The organism is Gibbsiella quercinecans (genome assembly GCF_002291425.1).
Taxonomy (GTDB): domain Bacteria; phylum Pseudomonadota; class Gammaproteobacteria; order Enterobacterales; family Enterobacteriaceae; genus Gibbsiella; species Gibbsiella quercinecans.
The window spans coordinates 2,645,205-2,660,232 of sequence record NZ_CP014136.1; the positions used below are offsets into that span (position 1 = coordinate 2,645,205).

Genomic DNA, 15,028 nt, shown 5'->3' on the forward strand with positions numbered 1-15,028 from the left:
TAGATGAAGAAAAGCAAGATTGATTCCGTCAATCGTTTCCTGAAGGTGTATACCCGGTTCTTTGGCAATATGAAGCATATTGCCGGCTTAAACGCCAAGCTTGAGTTCAGCAGCATCGTGATTTATTCCAGCACCGCGCTTGGCGATCTGATGTTTAATACGCCGGCGATCCATGCGCTGAAACAGCGTTACCCTAACGCCAGGTTCACGCTGGTATCGAGCGAGAAAAACCGCCAATTGGTGGCGGGCAGCGATTATTTCGACGAAGTCATTTATTGGGACAACAAGGTTAAGAATATTTTCAGCCTGGTTTGCCGCCTGCGCAAAATGAAGCCTGAACTGTCGGTGATCCTGCACTCCTATATTCCCTACGACGTGCTGAGCGCAGTGCTTTCCGGTAGCCACTACATCATCCGTGACAACTACAACTGTGACGGCGATTACATGAATCAATGGGTTTATTGCCATCAGGGCAGCTATGAAGGCCACCTGATTCAGCGCAAGCTGGATTTATTACAGGTGCTCGGCTGCGATAACCGCGATACCCATATGCGCATCCCGGTGCGGTTTAATGCGCTGCCGGCGATTACCAACAAGACCCTGATCGGCTTCCAGATGGGGGCTTCAGAAGCACAGCGTTGCTGGCCGCGGGAGAATTTTGTCGGCCTGGCGCGCAAGTTGTTTGCGCTGGGTGAGCAATACCACATCGTGCTGATTGGCAGCGGTAAGGAAAAAGAGCTGGAGCGCCAATTCCTGGCCGCGCTGTCGCCCGAAGAGCAGCAAAGGGTCACCAGCTATATTGGCAAAACCACGCTGCTGCAACTGCTGGCGATCATTGAGCAACTGGATGTGCTGATTACCGGTGATACCGGGCCGCTGCACCTGGCCGTTGCGCTGCAAACGCGCACCGTCAGCCTGTTTTACACCGCTAACCCGCGGCATACCGGGCCGTATCAAGATCCTGAGCTGCACCGGATCCTGTATATCAACCCGAATGACAAAGACAAGGCGCCGCGCGATCCGCGTTTCCCGTTAAGCGTGATTGAGGTGGATCAGGTGTACGGGCTATTGCGGGAAATGTTGCTTTAGCGCAGCAGGTTGAAGACGTCTCGGCGGGTAGCAGCAGGCCCCTGAATGTGATTCAGGGGCCTGTTTGTTTACGCTTTCTGGCGCAGCGCCGGCAGAGACAGCGCCAGCGTCATCACCACCACCAGTGCGGTATGGCTTTGTATCAGCACCACGTCGGTGATGCCAAATATCATTACCGGCGCCATCACAAAAAAAGTGCCGCTGTTGCTGATAACGCTTTTTTTCAGTGAAAACCACAGGCCGGAGAGGTAAAAGCACAGTAGCGCCAGCAGGCCGAATATTCCCTGCAGCGAAAGGGTTTCGAGCATGTCATTATGCAGATGGTAGGCCAGATTCCGCGAGGCCTCCGGGTTGCCCCTTTCATAGCGGTTTACATATTCTTCCACTTTCTGATAGCGCTGGTCGGGGTTTTGCCCCAGGAAGCGCGGAGCGACGCTGTACCAGCCGGATTTCCAAATAGAGAAACGTGAGCCAATCGAGGTGTCGTTATTCGTGTGGTACTGCGCGATATCCGTTTGGATTTGCGCCACGCGATCCCAGGCGCCGTAAAGCACCAGGGCGGCGCCGGCGAGCATCACGGCCGCCAGCATGGCCTGTATATGCTTACTGATATGGCGGTAGTAGGTGAGGAAGAAGGCGATATATAACACCGGGGTAAATAAAATGGCGGCCCGAGTTTCGGTCATCAGCACCATGGCCATATTGATGATAAAGATCGCCAGGAACAACGCGACCGACACCTTGGACACCTGAAAGCATTTACGCACCAGCACGGCGGCGGCCATGGAAATAATCACGGCCACATAGGCGCCGGTGGTCGCCGCATCGGTGGTCCATTTCACGCGGGAATCTTCAAGGGTCGGGCGGGAGGCATATCCCAGCCACAGCGCCGCAAGCAGCCCGATAAACAGCATCACCACGCCGAGTTTCAATACGTCTTTATGCAGCAACGTGCGGCATTGGTAAAAGTAAAACAGCACAAAGGCGGCCAGCAGAAAGCGTTTCCCGACGGTATGGTAGTTATCCCTGATGTCCGTGAAATGGGTGTTGTGGAACAGCTCGGCCCAGATTAACTTGCTGGCGCCAAACAGCAGCAGGGAAACCAGCAGGCAAAGCAACGCCTTGTTTTCCAGCAGGCTGCGCGGGCTTTTATAGATATGCACCACGCTGTAGATCACCGCCACATAGCTGGTGAGATAAAAAATCTTCTCTGGATACCCCTTGATCGCCAAGAGCATCGCCAGGGAAGCGATCAACGCTAAAAAACAAAGATTAAAAATGATCAATGTGTTGCGTGATTCGTTCGGCACTTTGCTTCCTCATTTACCGTAGCGCAAGATGAAATAACGGATATACCAGCGTAAACCCGAAAGGTATTTCTTTTCGCGGAAAAGCCGCTTATACATTTTTTTTGCCTGCTGATCGTGCCGTGGCAAATCAAAAGGCCATGCTGCCCAGGGCGATGTTTGGTAAACATCCGTATAAAAACGGCAGCCCCGTTGTTTATTCCACTGCTGCCAGGGTTTATCTGCACCGGCATAATGCAGGAATACCGTGTTATTCGCCGGCATCTTGGCGTAGCCTTTCTCGTTATGCTCCAGCATGAAAATCGTATTGTATTTTCGATCTATAAATTTAACCTTGCCTTCCAGGACAATATTCAGCGCATCCTGATCCATATACTGGAAATGATCCCCGCGTTCCTTCAATACCGCGAGCACCTTCTCACTGATGGCGGCCTGCAACCAGCGTTGCACGTCGATCAGCAGCATGCCGGAGTTGAAATAACGCGTGCCACGCAGGCCTATCTTGCCAGCCAGGCCCGCCGCCAAAGGCGCATCCTCGCTCACCACGCAGGCCACTTCCGGTGTGGCGGTTAGCTGTTGATAAATCGTGATAAACGGGTTGATGCAGACGATATCGGCGTCCAGGTAGAGAAGGGTTTCTTGCTGCTCAAGCAGATAGGGCGCCAACAGGCGGTAGTAAATGGCTTTGGTGAACAGCGCCGTGGCCGGCAGGTTGGCAAAAAGCGCCTCCGGGAGCTGGTGGGTGTGGATACCGTGATCGGTGCCGGCCACCAGCGCCTGCAGCTTGTCCGCCACGCCGGCGGTGTCTTCCGAGGTGATCAGATGGAAGCGAAGTTGCGCAGATCCCGCCTGGGCGATCAGCGATTGAATGGCGATACAGGCGTGGCGGATGAAGTTGCCGTCAACGCCGAAGGCGATAGGGTAGCCGCTACCCGCAGGCTGGCCTTCTCGGCCCAGGTACCGGGTTTCCTTAATGCCATGCTCACTGCCGGGCGCTAACCCCAGCAGTTGGCTTATCCGGCTATTTCCCATGTCTGGCCTGTAGGTATTTTCTTTTAAAACTCAATCGTATAGCCGGATCCAGCAAGAAAGACAGCGGGCGGATGCTGTTGATGCGCGCGATAATCCGCTGGCGGTTGCGCGAATCGGGCAGCGTTTCCCCATAGCGCTGGTAAATCTTGAGCCAGTGGCAGGCGATCAGGTTGGCGTACTGCGGGCCAAAATCCCGGTCCATCTTGGCGGTGGCTTCAACCAGCAGATTGATCTTTTGCTCGTCAATCTGGCTGGAAAGGCTGTTGCCGCGTTTGAAATACAGATAGTGCCCGCGCGGCGAAAAAATAATATTCTGGCAGTGGTTCAGGATCGTCGGGAACAGGTAGGCGTCTTCATAGCACTTGAACTCGGGGAACGGATGAGCCGCCAGCAGCCCGCGCCGGATAAACTGGCCAATAAAGTGCGCCTGAAAATCTTTGTGGATCAGGAACGTTTTGATGGCTGCCTGCTGCGTCAGCGGCTTTGGCTGCAGCCCGCCCCACGTTACCGGCTGCTTGCTGTGGGGGTAGATTTCATTCAGCCCGGTCAGCAACAGATCGGGCTTGGTGGCGGCCAGATAGCGCATGATATCAGCCAGTGAGCCCGGCAAAACCTGATCGTCACCGTCAATCATGGTGACGTACTCACCGCTGCATTGCTCGATAGCGAAGTTTCGCACTTTGCCAATATTACGGAATTCAACCTGGAACACCTGTGCATGGGCGTTATCGCTGGCGAACCGCTGCAGCATTTCTGCCGTGCGATCGGTGGATGCATCGCTAATCAGGATAATTTCATAACCTTCGGCCATCCCGCCTAACGCATGTTTCAGGCTGCTCAACGCATCGTTCAGATAGGCCTCGCAGTTATGCGCGGTGAGAACAATACTGAGTATCTTCCTCGTTGCCATGGTGTGATTCCAGGTCTCTAAAACCGGTTTACAGTATCTTGTACTGCTCCAGCAGGTGATAAACCTGCTGGGCGTGAATATCCGCCATCTTATTGCCCGCATCTGGCCGGCAGGCATACTGATTTTTCCCGTACCCGCCGATCAACCCCGGATCCGTCGGGCCGAACAGCGTGATGTTTGGGCGATCGAGCGCGGCGGTCAGGTGGCTGAGGCCGGTGTCTACCGAAACTACCCCTCTGGCGCCGGCCAGCACTTCGGCAACCTGCTGCAGACTGAGCTTCGGCAGCACCTCAACGTGGGGATAACCTTCGGCCAGCCGCACCGCACGCTGGTGCTCGTGCTCGGCGCCCCAGGGCAGTTTGATTTTCAACCCGGTGGGGGCTATCAGTGCGATCAACTGGCGCCAGTTTGGCTCCGGCCAGTGCTTTTCATCCCGCGTGGTGGCGTGCAGGAACACCAGATACTGGCCCGCATCTGCCGGCGGCTGGCTAAGAAAGCGCGCCGCAATGGCGTAATCGCCCTGGGTTTGCGGTTTTTCGTAGCCCAGGCTTTTGGCGAACAGTTCGCGGGTGCGCTCCACGGCGTGCTGCTGCTTGCCGATGTCATAGCGGTGGTCGTAAAACCAGCTGGCGAAGGGTTCGCGCGCGCTTTTGCAATCCTGGCCGTGCTTACTGCCCTTGGCGATGCGGGTGATCAACGCTGCGCTTTTCATCAGCCCCTGCGCGTCGATCACCGCGTCGTAGGTGCGTTGCTGCAATTGGCGTTTGAAGTCGCAGCGCTGTTGGCGCGTTTGTGTGCCAAACCAGTTTTTGCGCCACCGGCGGATGGCCACCGGGATCACGCGGTCTACCGCAGGGTGCCAAGCGGGGATCTGGCTAAAGCCTTCTTCCACCACCCAGTCAAAGCGGATGCCGGGCAGCGCCTGCATGGCATCGGTCAATGCCGGCAGCGTGTGCAGCACGTCCCCCATCGAGGAGGTTTTAACGATCAGCACATGCATGATTATTCCTCGCTGGCGGCAAGCAATGGCGTCAGCGCATCCAATACCTGCTGCGGCTGAATATCGATCAGGCTTTGATGATAGCCCTGGTCGGCATCGCCTTTGCGAATTTTGTGGTAACCGCTGATTAACCGGATCACCTTGGCCTTGTTGGACAACGGCGGCGTGAAATCCGGGCTGCTCGGGCCATAGAGCGCAATCAGCGGCTTGTTGAGCGCGGCGGCAACGTGCATCAGCCCAGAGTCATTGCTGACCACCGCACGGCAGGCGGCAAGCAGGATCACCGCCTGCTCCAACTGGGTTTGCCCGGCTAAATTGAGGCAAAATTCGCGCGAGCTTTCCGCCAGCGCTGCGCGGATCTGCTCGCCGGCCGGGTGATCCTTGGCGGAGCCGAACAGGGCAATCTGGTAGCCCTGGTCGATCAGCATCTGCGCCAGATCGGCGTAGTGATAATGCGGCCAGCGCTTGGCCGGCCCGAATTCGGCGCCGGGGCAGAACCCAATCATTGGCCGCGCGTCGGTAAGGTTGAACGCGGAGGTGGTTTCCGCAATCTCTTCCTCGCTGACCCGCAGTTGCGGCCACAGCAGCGGCTGGGGCAAATCTCCGGCGCTGCGGATGCGTTTTTTGTCATACGCCAGCGCCACATAGCGCTGAACCATCAATGGAAAGGCCGACTTATCCAGCGTCCGGATATCATTCAGCAGGCCGTAACGCATTTCGCCACGCCAGCCGGTGCGTTGCGGCACCTGGGCGAAGAACGGCACCAGCGCAGATTTAAACGAGTTGGGCAGCACATAGGCGCGATCGTAACGGTTGGCGCGCAGGCTATGGCCCAGGCGGCGGCGTTCGCCGAGCGCCAGGGCGCCGTGGCCGAGCGGCATGGCCAGCGCCTGGTTGACTTCCGGCATACGCGCCAGCAACGGGCGGCACCAGGCCGGAGCCATCACATCGATCTCTGCGGCAGGGTGTTCAGCCTTCAGGGTGCGGTAGAGGCTTTGCGACATCATCATATCGCCAACCCATGAAGGGCCAATGACCAGTATTTTCATACCGTGTATGTATTCCCTTAAGCCTGATCGGCGCGGTTTAACCAGGCCATGTAATCTTTCACCCCTTCAGCGACGGTTTTGAACGGCGCATCGTAACCCGCTGCACGCAGCTTGGTGAGATCGGCCTGGGTGTAAGCCTGGTAGCGCCCTTTCAGTTTTTCCGGGAACGGAATGTATTCCACAGCGCCGGTCTGGTGGAAATCAACCACCGCATCGGCGACGGCCTGGAAGGTTTCCGCACGGCCGGTACCGCAGTTGAAGATGCCGGAGGCGCCGTTTTTCCAGAACCACAGGTTCACCGCCGCCACATCGCCGACATAGATGAAATCGCGCTTGAAGTTTTCGCTGCCGGCGAACAGTTTTGGATTCTCGCCGCTCTTGATCTGGTTGTTCAGGTGGAAAGCCACGCTGGCCATGCTGCCTTTATGGCCTTCACGCGGGCCGTAGACGTTGAAGTAACGGAAGCCGCAGATCTGCGAGTCGGCCTGCGGCAGGATCTCACGCACGTACTGATCGAACAGGAATTTGGAATAGCCGTAAACGTTCAGCGGTTGCTCGTACTTGCGTTCTTCAACGAAGTTTTCGCTGCGGCCACCGTAAGTGGCGGCGGATGACGCATACAGGAACGGGATTTCACGTTCCAGGCAGTAGTGCAGCAGCTCTTTGGAGTACTGATAGTTGTTTTCCATCATGTACTTGCCGTCCCACTCGGTGGTGGCGGAACAGGCGCCTTCATGAAAAACGGCGTCGATATCGCCCAGATCGTCACCGGCCATGATGCTGCCGATAAAGTCTTCCTTGTCCATGTAGTCGGTGATATCGAGATCGACCAGGTTGATGAATTTGGTGCCGTCTTTCAGGTTATCCACCACCAGGATATCGCGATACCCGTTATCATTCAGTGCTTTAACGATATTACTGCCGATCATGCCGGCGCCGCCAGTGACGATAATCATTGGGTTTACCCCTGTTAATCTGCCGGTGGTGCACAACGCCCCACACTATATGTTGCCTATAATAGCATTTCGTATCGTTGCGAACATCGGCAGGCTCCTAATATCCCACACGTCAGGCAGTGTTTAATCGGCGCTATATTCGGATTTTCTAGGGGTAATATGGCGGAATGGCAAGGAATGCTAACGGTGAGGAAAATCCTCGGCCGGGGCCAGCCGAGGGGCTACGGGCGCTTATCAAACGGGTGAGATGAAAGCCTACCCTGTTTCTTCGCTTAGTCTTTCTCGCCCGCCCAGCGTTGCCACTGCTGTTTGATAAATACCCCTGCCGGCGATTGCGCCAGGCTTTCGCTGATCACGCCGAGCGCGGTGGCCGCGTTCACTTTTTCTTTCGGCAACACGATCTTGCACTGTTTGATCGCCCCTTTGAACGGGTTCTTCGGCTGTGGTTTTTGCGGTTTGGCCGGCGGCACGTAGCCGCCGCCGCTGTGCGCAACCTCGTTGAGCAGGGCGCTCGGCTTGACCAGCACGATATCGGGCGGCAGCACCGCCAGCATTTGCTGCAGCACTTTCACCGTCGCCGGCCGTGGGTGGCCGATGGCGATCGCCGAGCCGTTGCGGCGAGCCAATTCCACCGCGCGGTTGAATTGGCGGCGGATATCCGCTTCGTTGGCGGTATCATCCAGAAACACTTTGCGCTTGATGACTTTGACGCCGGTGCCTGCCGCTGCGTTAGTCGCCTGGCTGCTGCCGATGGTCATACTGTCGAGGAAATACAGCAACTGGTAGCCGGCCAGCGTTTGCATGACTTTCTGCATCGCCGGCAGGCTGGCGGTCATGGCGCTGCCCATATGGTTGTTCATGCCAACCGCGTAGGGCACGTTATTGACCGCGTTGCGGATAATGCGCTGAATCTCTTCGCTGCTCATGGAAGGCTGCAGCGTATCGCGCTCCAGCGGCTGTTTGCTGAGCGGCGCCATGGGCATGTGAATCAACACTTCACGCCCCTGGCTGTGCGCGCGGGTCGCCATCAGCCGGGCGTGCGGCGCATTGGGCAACACGGCGACAGAAATCGCCACCGGCATTTGCAGCACGGCATTTTCTTCATGCGGGCGGTAGCCCACGTCATCAATGACAATCGACAGCTTGCCGGCCTGTGCGGAGCAGGCCAGCAGCAAAGCGGCCGTGAGTACGGCAATGCGTGTTTTGATATCGTGCAAACCTATCTTCCCAACCACGGTAGTGGGTTAACCGCCTGGCCCTGGCGCCTGATTTCGAAGTAGAGCGACGGCGTTCCCTGGCCGCCGCTGGTTCCCACCAGGGCGATTGGCTGGCCGGCACGCACTTGCGCACCCACGTTGACCAGCGCGCTCTGGTTGTAGCCATACAGGCTCATATCGCCTTTCCCGTGTTCAACCACCACTACCAGGCCGTAGCCTTGCAGCCAGTCGGCCATCAATACGCGGCCATCGGCAATGGCTTTTACGTCGCTGCCTTCCGGGGCGGAAATCACCATGCCTTTCCAGCGCAGCTCGCCTTGCAGCGCTTCGCCGAAGCGGTGGATGATGCTACCGCGCACTGGCCAGATGGCCTGCCCGCCTGGGCGGCCCAGGCCGCCGGTACGCGCCATCAGTGAACGTTCGCTTTCGGTCGGTTTATAACTGGAGCCGGTTTTCTTCGCCTGCTGTTCTTTGGCGCGCACCTGTTCACGCACCCGGGCGGCTTCGCGGGCTTCACGTTCAGCGCGGGCCCGGGCTTCGCGCTCGGCGCGGGCGATCTGATCGCGCAAGCGCGTTTCGTTTTGGCGCAGTTCGACCAGCCGCTGCTGATCTTTTTCCAACGAACTTTCCAGCGCCGACAGGGTTTTCTTACGGGCGCTGCGCGCCTGCTCCAACTGCTGCTGCTGGGTTTGCTGGGCGCTGAGCAGCGTTTTTTGCTGCCCCTGCTTGGCGACCAGCGTGGTTTTCTGGCTGGCCAGTTCGGCACGGGTTTGTTTCAGTGCTTCGATGTTTTTTTGCCGTGCTTCGTTTAGATAGCCGAAGTAGGCCAGAATGCGTTCACTGCGCTGGCTTTCTTCACCGCTGAGAATTAATTGCAACGCGCTGTGTTGCCCCTGCCGAAAGGCGGCGTCAAGCTGCCCGGCGAGGATGTCCTGTTGCGTGGCCTGCTGCTTTTGCAGCCTGGCGATAGAGGCATTCAGGTTGGAAATATCTTTAGCCAGCGTACCGAGCGTATTCTGCGTATCGCGCAGCGAACGGCTGGCCTGCGCAATGCTCTTTTCCTGGGTCTTGAGTTGCTCTTGCAAAGCGCTGCGCTGTTTTTGCTGTTGCTTAACGGCTTTTTCTTTCTCGGCAATGCTTTGCTGAATGTCTTTTAGCTGGGATTTGTTGTCTTCCGCCGTGTGGCCGGATAGCGGAAACAACAATGCGCCAGCGCATAACACGCTGGCGCACAGGATGGTCAACGTCCGTGGCGCGGTACGGGCAGGCAGCAACTGGCTGCCTGCGTTTGCGCTTCGGGTTACCCTTGATAGTGCAAAATACGCCTTCTCCCTCATGGAGAAGGATTATTCCACGATGAACAGCGGCTTACCAGTCATCTCTTGCGGGATTTCCATGCCCATCAGCGACAGCAGAGTCGGCGCGATATCGGAAAGCTTGCCGCCGTTGACCGCTTTGGCCGGCTTGCCGACGTAAATCAACGGTACCGGCAGGTTGGTATGCGCCGTGTGGGCCTGGCCGGTGGCCGGATCGCGCATCTTCTCGGCGTTGCCGTGGTCAGCGGTGATCAACAACTGGCCATCAGCGGCTTTCACTGCTTCCACAACCTGCGCAATACAGCTATCCAGCGTTTCAACCGCTTTCACCGCCGCATCGTATACGCCGGTATGGCCGACCATGTCGCCATTCGGGTAGTTACAGATGATGGCGTCGTACTTGCCGCTATTGATCGCGCTCAACAGCTTATCGGTCAGCTCCGCCGAGCTCATCTCCGGCTGCAGATCGTAAGTGGCCACTTTCGGGGAGTTGATCAGCACGCGGTCTTCGCCTTTGAACGGCTCTTCCACACCGCCGTTATAGAAGAAGGTCACGTGGGCGTATTTTTCGGTTTCGGAAATGCGCAGCTGGGTTTTGTCGTGTTTCATCAGCCATTCGCCGAAAGTATTCACCAGGGCAGTCGGTGGATACGCGCAGGCGGTTTTGATATCGGCGGCATATTCGGTCAGCATGACGAAATCGCAGAATTTCACCACTTTGGCGCGCGGGAAGCTGTTAAAGCCCGGTTCGACAAAGGCGCGGGTAATCTGGCGCGCACGGTCAGCACGGAAGTTCATAAAAATCAGTGCGTCGCCGTCATTCATTTCTGCGTTGGCTTCGCCTGGCGCCTGGATCACGGTGGGTTTGACGAATTCGTCGTTTTCATCGCGGGCATAGGCTGCCTGCAAGCCGGCGACGGCGTTGGCGGCGGTGAACTCGCCCTTGGCCTGGGTTAACAGATCATAGGCCAACTGCACGCGATCCCAACGGTTATCGCGGTCCATCGCGTAATAGCGGCCAATCAGGGAGGCGATACGGCCGGTGCCCAGTTTGGCGAATTCATCACTGAATCGTTTCAGTGATTGCTCGGCACTACGCGGCGGGGTGTCACGCCCATCCAGGAAGGCATGCAGGTAGATGGCCTTCGCCCCACGCTGTGCGGCCAGGTTTACCATCGCCAGGATGTGCGCTTCGTGGCTGTGTACGCCGCCCGGTGACATCAGGCCCATAATATGCACCGCTTTGCCGGCCTTGACGGCTTTATCTACGGCGGCGGTCAATACTGGGTTGGCAAAGAATTCGCCGTCTTTGATTTCCTTGTCCAGGCGGGTGAGATCCTGATACACGATGCGCCCGGCGCCCAGGTTGACGTGGCCGACTTCCGAGTTGCCCATCTGGCCGTCAGGCAGGCCGACATCCAGGCCGGATGCGGCAATCAGCGTATGCGGTTGCTGTTGCCACAGGCGATCCATAACCGGCGTTTTGGCGTTCAGAATGGCGTTGTCCTGCTGGTCTTCCCGGTGGCCGTAACCATCCAGAATCACCAGTACCATAGGCTTTTTATTGCTCGACATTGCACTAACCTCGTTATTATTACTTAAGTTATGAATAGCCCTCCGTCCGCACCGGGTGGAGGGCTATTCATCCTCGTTTTTCGCGGGAATTTTACCGCGGGCCAGGTCAAAAAGAGCCCAGAGAGATCAAAGTTGCGTTGAACAAAGGTTAACTTTCTTGGCTGCAGACAGGGATTTTTCCATTGCGCCGCGCAGTTTCTACAATCGTGCTCGCTTATTGGCTGTATTTGCTCAATTCGGCAGGTATACTCTGGAGCCTTGATTTATTTTTTCCCCTTAACTTAACGGGAGTTGTTACCCCCCATGCTGCAAGAAATTATGCCATTCATTAGCCGGCATCCGATACTGAGCCTGGCCTGGGTTGCCTTGCTGGTTGCCGTGATCGTGATGACCTTCAAAAGCCGTTTTTCCAAGGTTAAGGACATCACCCGTGGCGAGACGACACGCTTGATCAACAAAGAAGATGCCGTGGTTGTAGACACCCGCAGCCGTGAAGATTTTCGTAAGGGCCATATCGCCAATGCGATTAACCTGACCGCCAGTGAAATTAAAAGCGGCAGCCTGGGCGAGCTTGAAAAACACAAGGCACGCCCAATTATCGTGGTATGCGCCAACGGCACGGCATCACGTGAGCCGGCAGAGAACCTGAGTAAAGCCGGTTTTGAAAACGTATCCACCCTGAAGGAAGGTATTGCCGGCTGGATCGGCGATAATCTGCCTTTGGCGCGCGGTAAATAATTTATTAACCTGTTTGAGGTGGTGATTCATGGCTAACATCGATATTTATACTAAAGCGACCTGTCCGTTCTGCCATCGCGCCAAAGCGCTGCTGAAAGAGAAAGGCGCTGCGTTTAATGAGATTGCGATTGACGGCGACAACGTAAAGCGTGAAGCAATGATTGCCCGCAGTGGGCGCACCACCGTGCCTCAAATTTTCATTGATGGCCAGCACATCGGGGGCTGCGATGACCTGTATGCACTCGATGCTCGTGGCGGCCTGGAGCCGCTGTTGTAAACAAACGGGCGGGTTCGGTTGCTGAACATCCAATAAGGACGTTTAACTAAGGGTATTACACACATGTCAGAACAAAACAGCACAGAAATGGCGTTCCAGATTCAGCGTATTTACACCAAGGATATCTCTTTCGAAGCGCCAAATGCGCCGCAGGTTTTCCAGCAGGAATGGCAGCCAGAAGTTAAACTTGATCTGGATACCGCGTCCAGCCAACTGGCGGAAGAGGTGTATGAAGTCGTGCTGCGTGTCACCGTCACGGCGAGCCTGGGTGAAGAAACGGCATTTCTGTGCGAAGTCCAGCAGGCCGGTATCTTCTCCGTTTCCGGCATTGAAGGTACGCAACTGGCGCATTGCCTGGGCGCATACTGCCCGAACATTCTGTTCCCGTATGCCCGTGAATGCATCACCAGCCTGGTTTCACGCGGTACATTCCCGCAACTGAATTTGGCACCTGTCAACTTCGACGCGCTGTTCATGAACTATCTGCAACAGCAGGCTGAAGGCGAAGGTGCCGCACCGCATCAGGATGCCTGATGGACACGGTAAAGGCTTCAATGACCGTCATCGGTGCCGGCTCGTACGGCACCGCTTTGGCCATTACGCTGGCGCGTAATGGCCATACTGTCGTGCTGTGGGGCCACGATCCCCGGCAGATAGAAAAAATGCAGCAAGAGCGCTGCAACCAGGCGTTTTTGCCCGGTGTGGCCTTCCCTGATACCCTGCATTTAGAGGCCGATTTGGCCCGCGCGTTGGCTGCCAGCCGCAATGTGCTGGTGGTGGTTCCCAGCCACGTTTTTGGTGAAGTGCTGCGGCAATTAAAACCGCTGCTGCGCCAGGACGCACGCGTTGTCTGGGCGACCAAAGGGCTGGAAGCGGAAACGGGCCGCCTGTTGCAAGACGTGGCGCGCGAAGCGCTGGGGGATACTATCCCGCTGGCGGTGGTTTCCGGGCCAACCTTCGCCAAAGAACTGGCGGCAGGGTTACCGACGGCGATTGCGCTGGCCGCTACCGACGCGCAGTTTGCCGAAGATTTACAGCAATTGCTGCACTGCGGCAAAAGCTTCCGTGTCTACAGCAACCCGGATTTTATCGGCGTGCAGCTGGGCGGCGCGGTGAAAAACGTGATAGCCATCGGCGCAGGGATGTCGGACGGTATCGGCTTCGGTGCCAATGCGCGTACGGCGTTAATTACCCGTGGCCTGGCGGAAATGAGCCGCCTGGGCGCTGCGTTGGGGGCCGAGCCTTCCACGTTTATGGGGATGGCCGGGCTGGGCGATTTGGTGCTCACCTGTACGGATAACCAATCACGCAACCGCCGCTTCGGGATTATGCTGGGGCAAGGGGTCAGCGTGGAACAGGCGCAGGCGGATATCGGCCAGGTGGTTGAAGGTTACCGTAATACCAAAGAAGTGCTGGCGCTGGCGCAGCGTCACGGTGTGGAAATGCCGATAACTGAACAGATTTATCAGGTGCTGTATTGCCATAAGGACGCACGCGAAGCGGCTTTAAGCCTGTTGGGGCGCACAAGAAAAGATGAAAAGCACAGCGCCTGATTTTGTATCATCAGTGGGGCTTCGTCGCCCCGCAGCGTAACGTTGGTTGCGCACGGCAGTTCGATTAAGCCCTTTGCCAGGCCGCTGGCAAGGGGACTTTTGCAATGCTGAGAGGAAAGTGATGTCGTCAGAAGAGTTGGAAAAGGTCTGGAGTAACATAAAAACAGAAGCGAGAACGCTGGCTGATAGTGAACCGATGCTGGCCAGCTTTTTCCATGCGACATTGCTCAAACATGAGAATTTGGGCAGTGCGTTGAGCTACATTCTGGCGAACAAGCTGGCGAACCCCATCATGCCGGCCATCGCTGTGCGTGAAGTTGTGGAAGACGCCTACCATGCCGACGGGCAAATGATTATTTCAGCGGCGCGCGATATCCTCGCCGTGCGCCTGCGCGATCCGGCAGTGGATAAATACTCCACCCCGCTGCTGTATTTAAAAGGTTTCCATGCGCTACAAGCCTATCGCATCGGCCACTGGCTGTGGCTGCAGGGGCGCCGTGCCCTGGCTGTTTATCTGCAAAACCAGATTTCCGTATCGTTTGGCGTGGATATTCATCCGGCCGCGACTATCGGCTCCAGCATCATGCTCGATCACGCAACCGGCATTGTGATTGGTGAAACCGCCGTTGTGGAAGACAACGTGTCTATTTTGCAGTCGGTTACGCTCGGCGGTACCGGCAAAACCACGGGCGATCGCCACCCGAAAATCCGCGAAGGCGTGATGATTGGCGCCGGCGCCAAAATCCTTGGCAATATCGAAGTCGGCAAAGGGGCGAAGATTGGCGCGGGTTCGGTGGTATTGCAGCCGGTGCCGCCGCATACCACCGCAGCCGGCGTGCCGGCCCGCATCGTTGGCCGGCCGGAAAGCGATACGCCATCAATGGATATGAACCAATACTTCAACGGTGTTAACCACGGCTTTGAATACGGCGACGGTATCTGATGTTCACGGGCTGCCTGATTATTCCTGCGTAGCTTGCCTTTACGGCGCACTTTCATCGCGCCGCCT

The 15,028-nt window shown here is 56.8% G+C and carries 15 protein-coding genes; 6 read left to right on the forward strand and 9 right to left on the reverse strand.

The features are described 5' to 3' along the window. Positions 1-3: 3 nt before the first annotated feature. Entirely contained in the window at positions 4-1,089 is a 1,086-nt protein-coding gene (locus ACN28Q_RS12255) for a glycosyltransferase family 9 protein (RefSeq protein ID WP_230469547.1), read from the forward strand. Positions 1,090-1,157: 68 nt separating this feature from the next. On the opposite strand, the gene ACN28Q_RS12260 is transcribed toward ACN28Q_RS12255, so the two are convergent. The 9 genes from ACN28Q_RS12260 to gpmM form a co-directional block, all read right to left on the reverse strand. Continuing rightward, the gene (locus ACN28Q_RS12260) at positions 1,158-2,399 is read right to left on the reverse strand and encodes an O-antigen ligase family protein (protein ID WP_095846601.1); all 1,242 of its coding nucleotides are present in this window, start codon (positions 2,397-2,399) and stop codon (positions 1,158-1,160) included. Positions 2,400-2,408: 9 nt separating this feature from the next. Continuing rightward, entirely contained in the window at positions 2,409-3,428 is a 1,020-nt protein-coding gene (locus ACN28Q_RS12265; RefSeq protein WP_095846602.1) for a glycosyltransferase family 8 protein, read from the reverse strand. Beyond that, positions 3,418-4,338, reverse strand: coding sequence for a glycosyltransferase family 2 protein (locus ACN28Q_RS12270; protein WP_095846603.1), 921 nt, complete (start codon positions 4,336-4,338; stop codon positions 3,418-3,420). Before ACN28Q_RS12270 ends, ACN28Q_RS12265 begins: the two co-directional genes overlap by 11 nt. Before the next feature lie 28 nt (positions 4,339-4,366). Next, positions 4,367-5,338: a lipopolysaccharide heptosyltransferase RfaC gene (gene rfaC / locus ACN28Q_RS12275; RefSeq protein WP_095846604.1), complete on the reverse strand. Its 972-nt coding sequence runs from the start codon at positions 5,336-5,338 to the stop codon at positions 4,367-4,369. A 2-nt stretch (positions 5,339-5,340) separates the two neighbouring features. After that, a complete protein-coding gene (gene rfaF / locus ACN28Q_RS12280; RefSeq protein ID WP_095846605.1) occupies positions 5,341-6,387 on the reverse strand; it encodes an ADP-heptose--LPS heptosyltransferase RfaF in 1,047 nt (348 codons plus the stop codon). A 17-nt stretch (positions 6,388-6,404) separates the two neighbouring features. After that, positions 6,405-7,343 carry an ADP-glyceromanno-heptose 6-epimerase gene (gene rfaD / locus ACN28Q_RS12285; RefSeq protein WP_095846606.1) on the reverse strand — a complete coding sequence of 313 codons (939 nt, stop codon included), beginning with the start codon at positions 7,341-7,343 and terminating at the stop codon, positions 6,405-6,407. 272 nt (positions 7,344-7,615) lie between these two features. Further along, complete coding sequence (locus tag ACN28Q_RS12290) at positions 7,616-8,560, reverse strand: divergent polysaccharide deacetylase family protein (protein WP_183096710.1); 945 nt, start codon at positions 8,558-8,560, stop codon at positions 7,616-7,618. 2 nt (positions 8,561-8,562) lie between these two features. Then, a complete protein-coding gene (gene envC, locus ACN28Q_RS12295) occupies positions 8,563-9,897 on the reverse strand; it encodes a murein hydrolase activator EnvC (protein ID WP_095846608.1) in 1,335 nt (444 codons plus the stop codon). 9 nt (positions 9,898-9,906) lie between these two features. Further along, positions 9,907-11,451: a 2,3-bisphosphoglycerate-independent phosphoglycerate mutase gene (gene gpmM / locus ACN28Q_RS12300; RefSeq protein ID WP_095846609.1), complete on the reverse strand. Its 1,545-nt coding sequence runs from the start codon at positions 11,449-11,451 to the stop codon at positions 9,907-9,909. Positions 11,452-11,754: 303 nt separating this feature from the next. On the opposite strand from gpmM, the gene ACN28Q_RS12305 reads away from it, so the two are divergent. From ACN28Q_RS12305 to cysE, 5 genes are all read left to right on the forward strand, one after another. Continuing rightward, positions 11,755-12,189, forward strand: a complete 435-nt coding sequence (locus ACN28Q_RS12305; protein ID WP_095846610.1) for a rhodanese-like domain-containing protein — start codon at positions 11,755-11,757, stop codon at positions 12,187-12,189. Positions 12,190-12,217: 28 nt separating this feature from the next. Then, entirely contained in the window at positions 12,218-12,466 is a 249-nt protein-coding gene (gene grxC / locus ACN28Q_RS12310) for a glutaredoxin 3 (protein WP_095846611.1), read from the forward strand. 63 nt (positions 12,467-12,529) lie between these two features. Then, positions 12,530-13,000, forward strand: a complete 471-nt coding sequence (gene secB / locus ACN28Q_RS12315; RefSeq protein ID WP_095846612.1) for a protein-export chaperone SecB — start codon at positions 12,530-12,532, stop codon at positions 12,998-13,000. Beyond that, positions 13,000-14,019: an NAD(P)H-dependent glycerol-3-phosphate dehydrogenase gene (gpsA, locus tag ACN28Q_RS12320; RefSeq protein WP_095846613.1), complete on the forward strand. Its 1,020-nt coding sequence runs from the start codon at positions 13,000-13,002 to the stop codon at positions 14,017-14,019. The genes secB and gpsA overlap by 1 nt, the downstream gene beginning before the upstream one ends. Positions 14,020-14,140: 121 nt before the next feature. Beyond that, positions 14,141-14,962 carry a serine O-acetyltransferase gene (gene cysE, locus ACN28Q_RS12325; protein WP_095846614.1) on the forward strand — a complete coding sequence of 274 codons (822 nt, stop codon included), beginning with the start codon at positions 14,141-14,143 and terminating at the stop codon, positions 14,960-14,962. Positions 14,963-15,028: the final 66 nt, after the last annotated feature.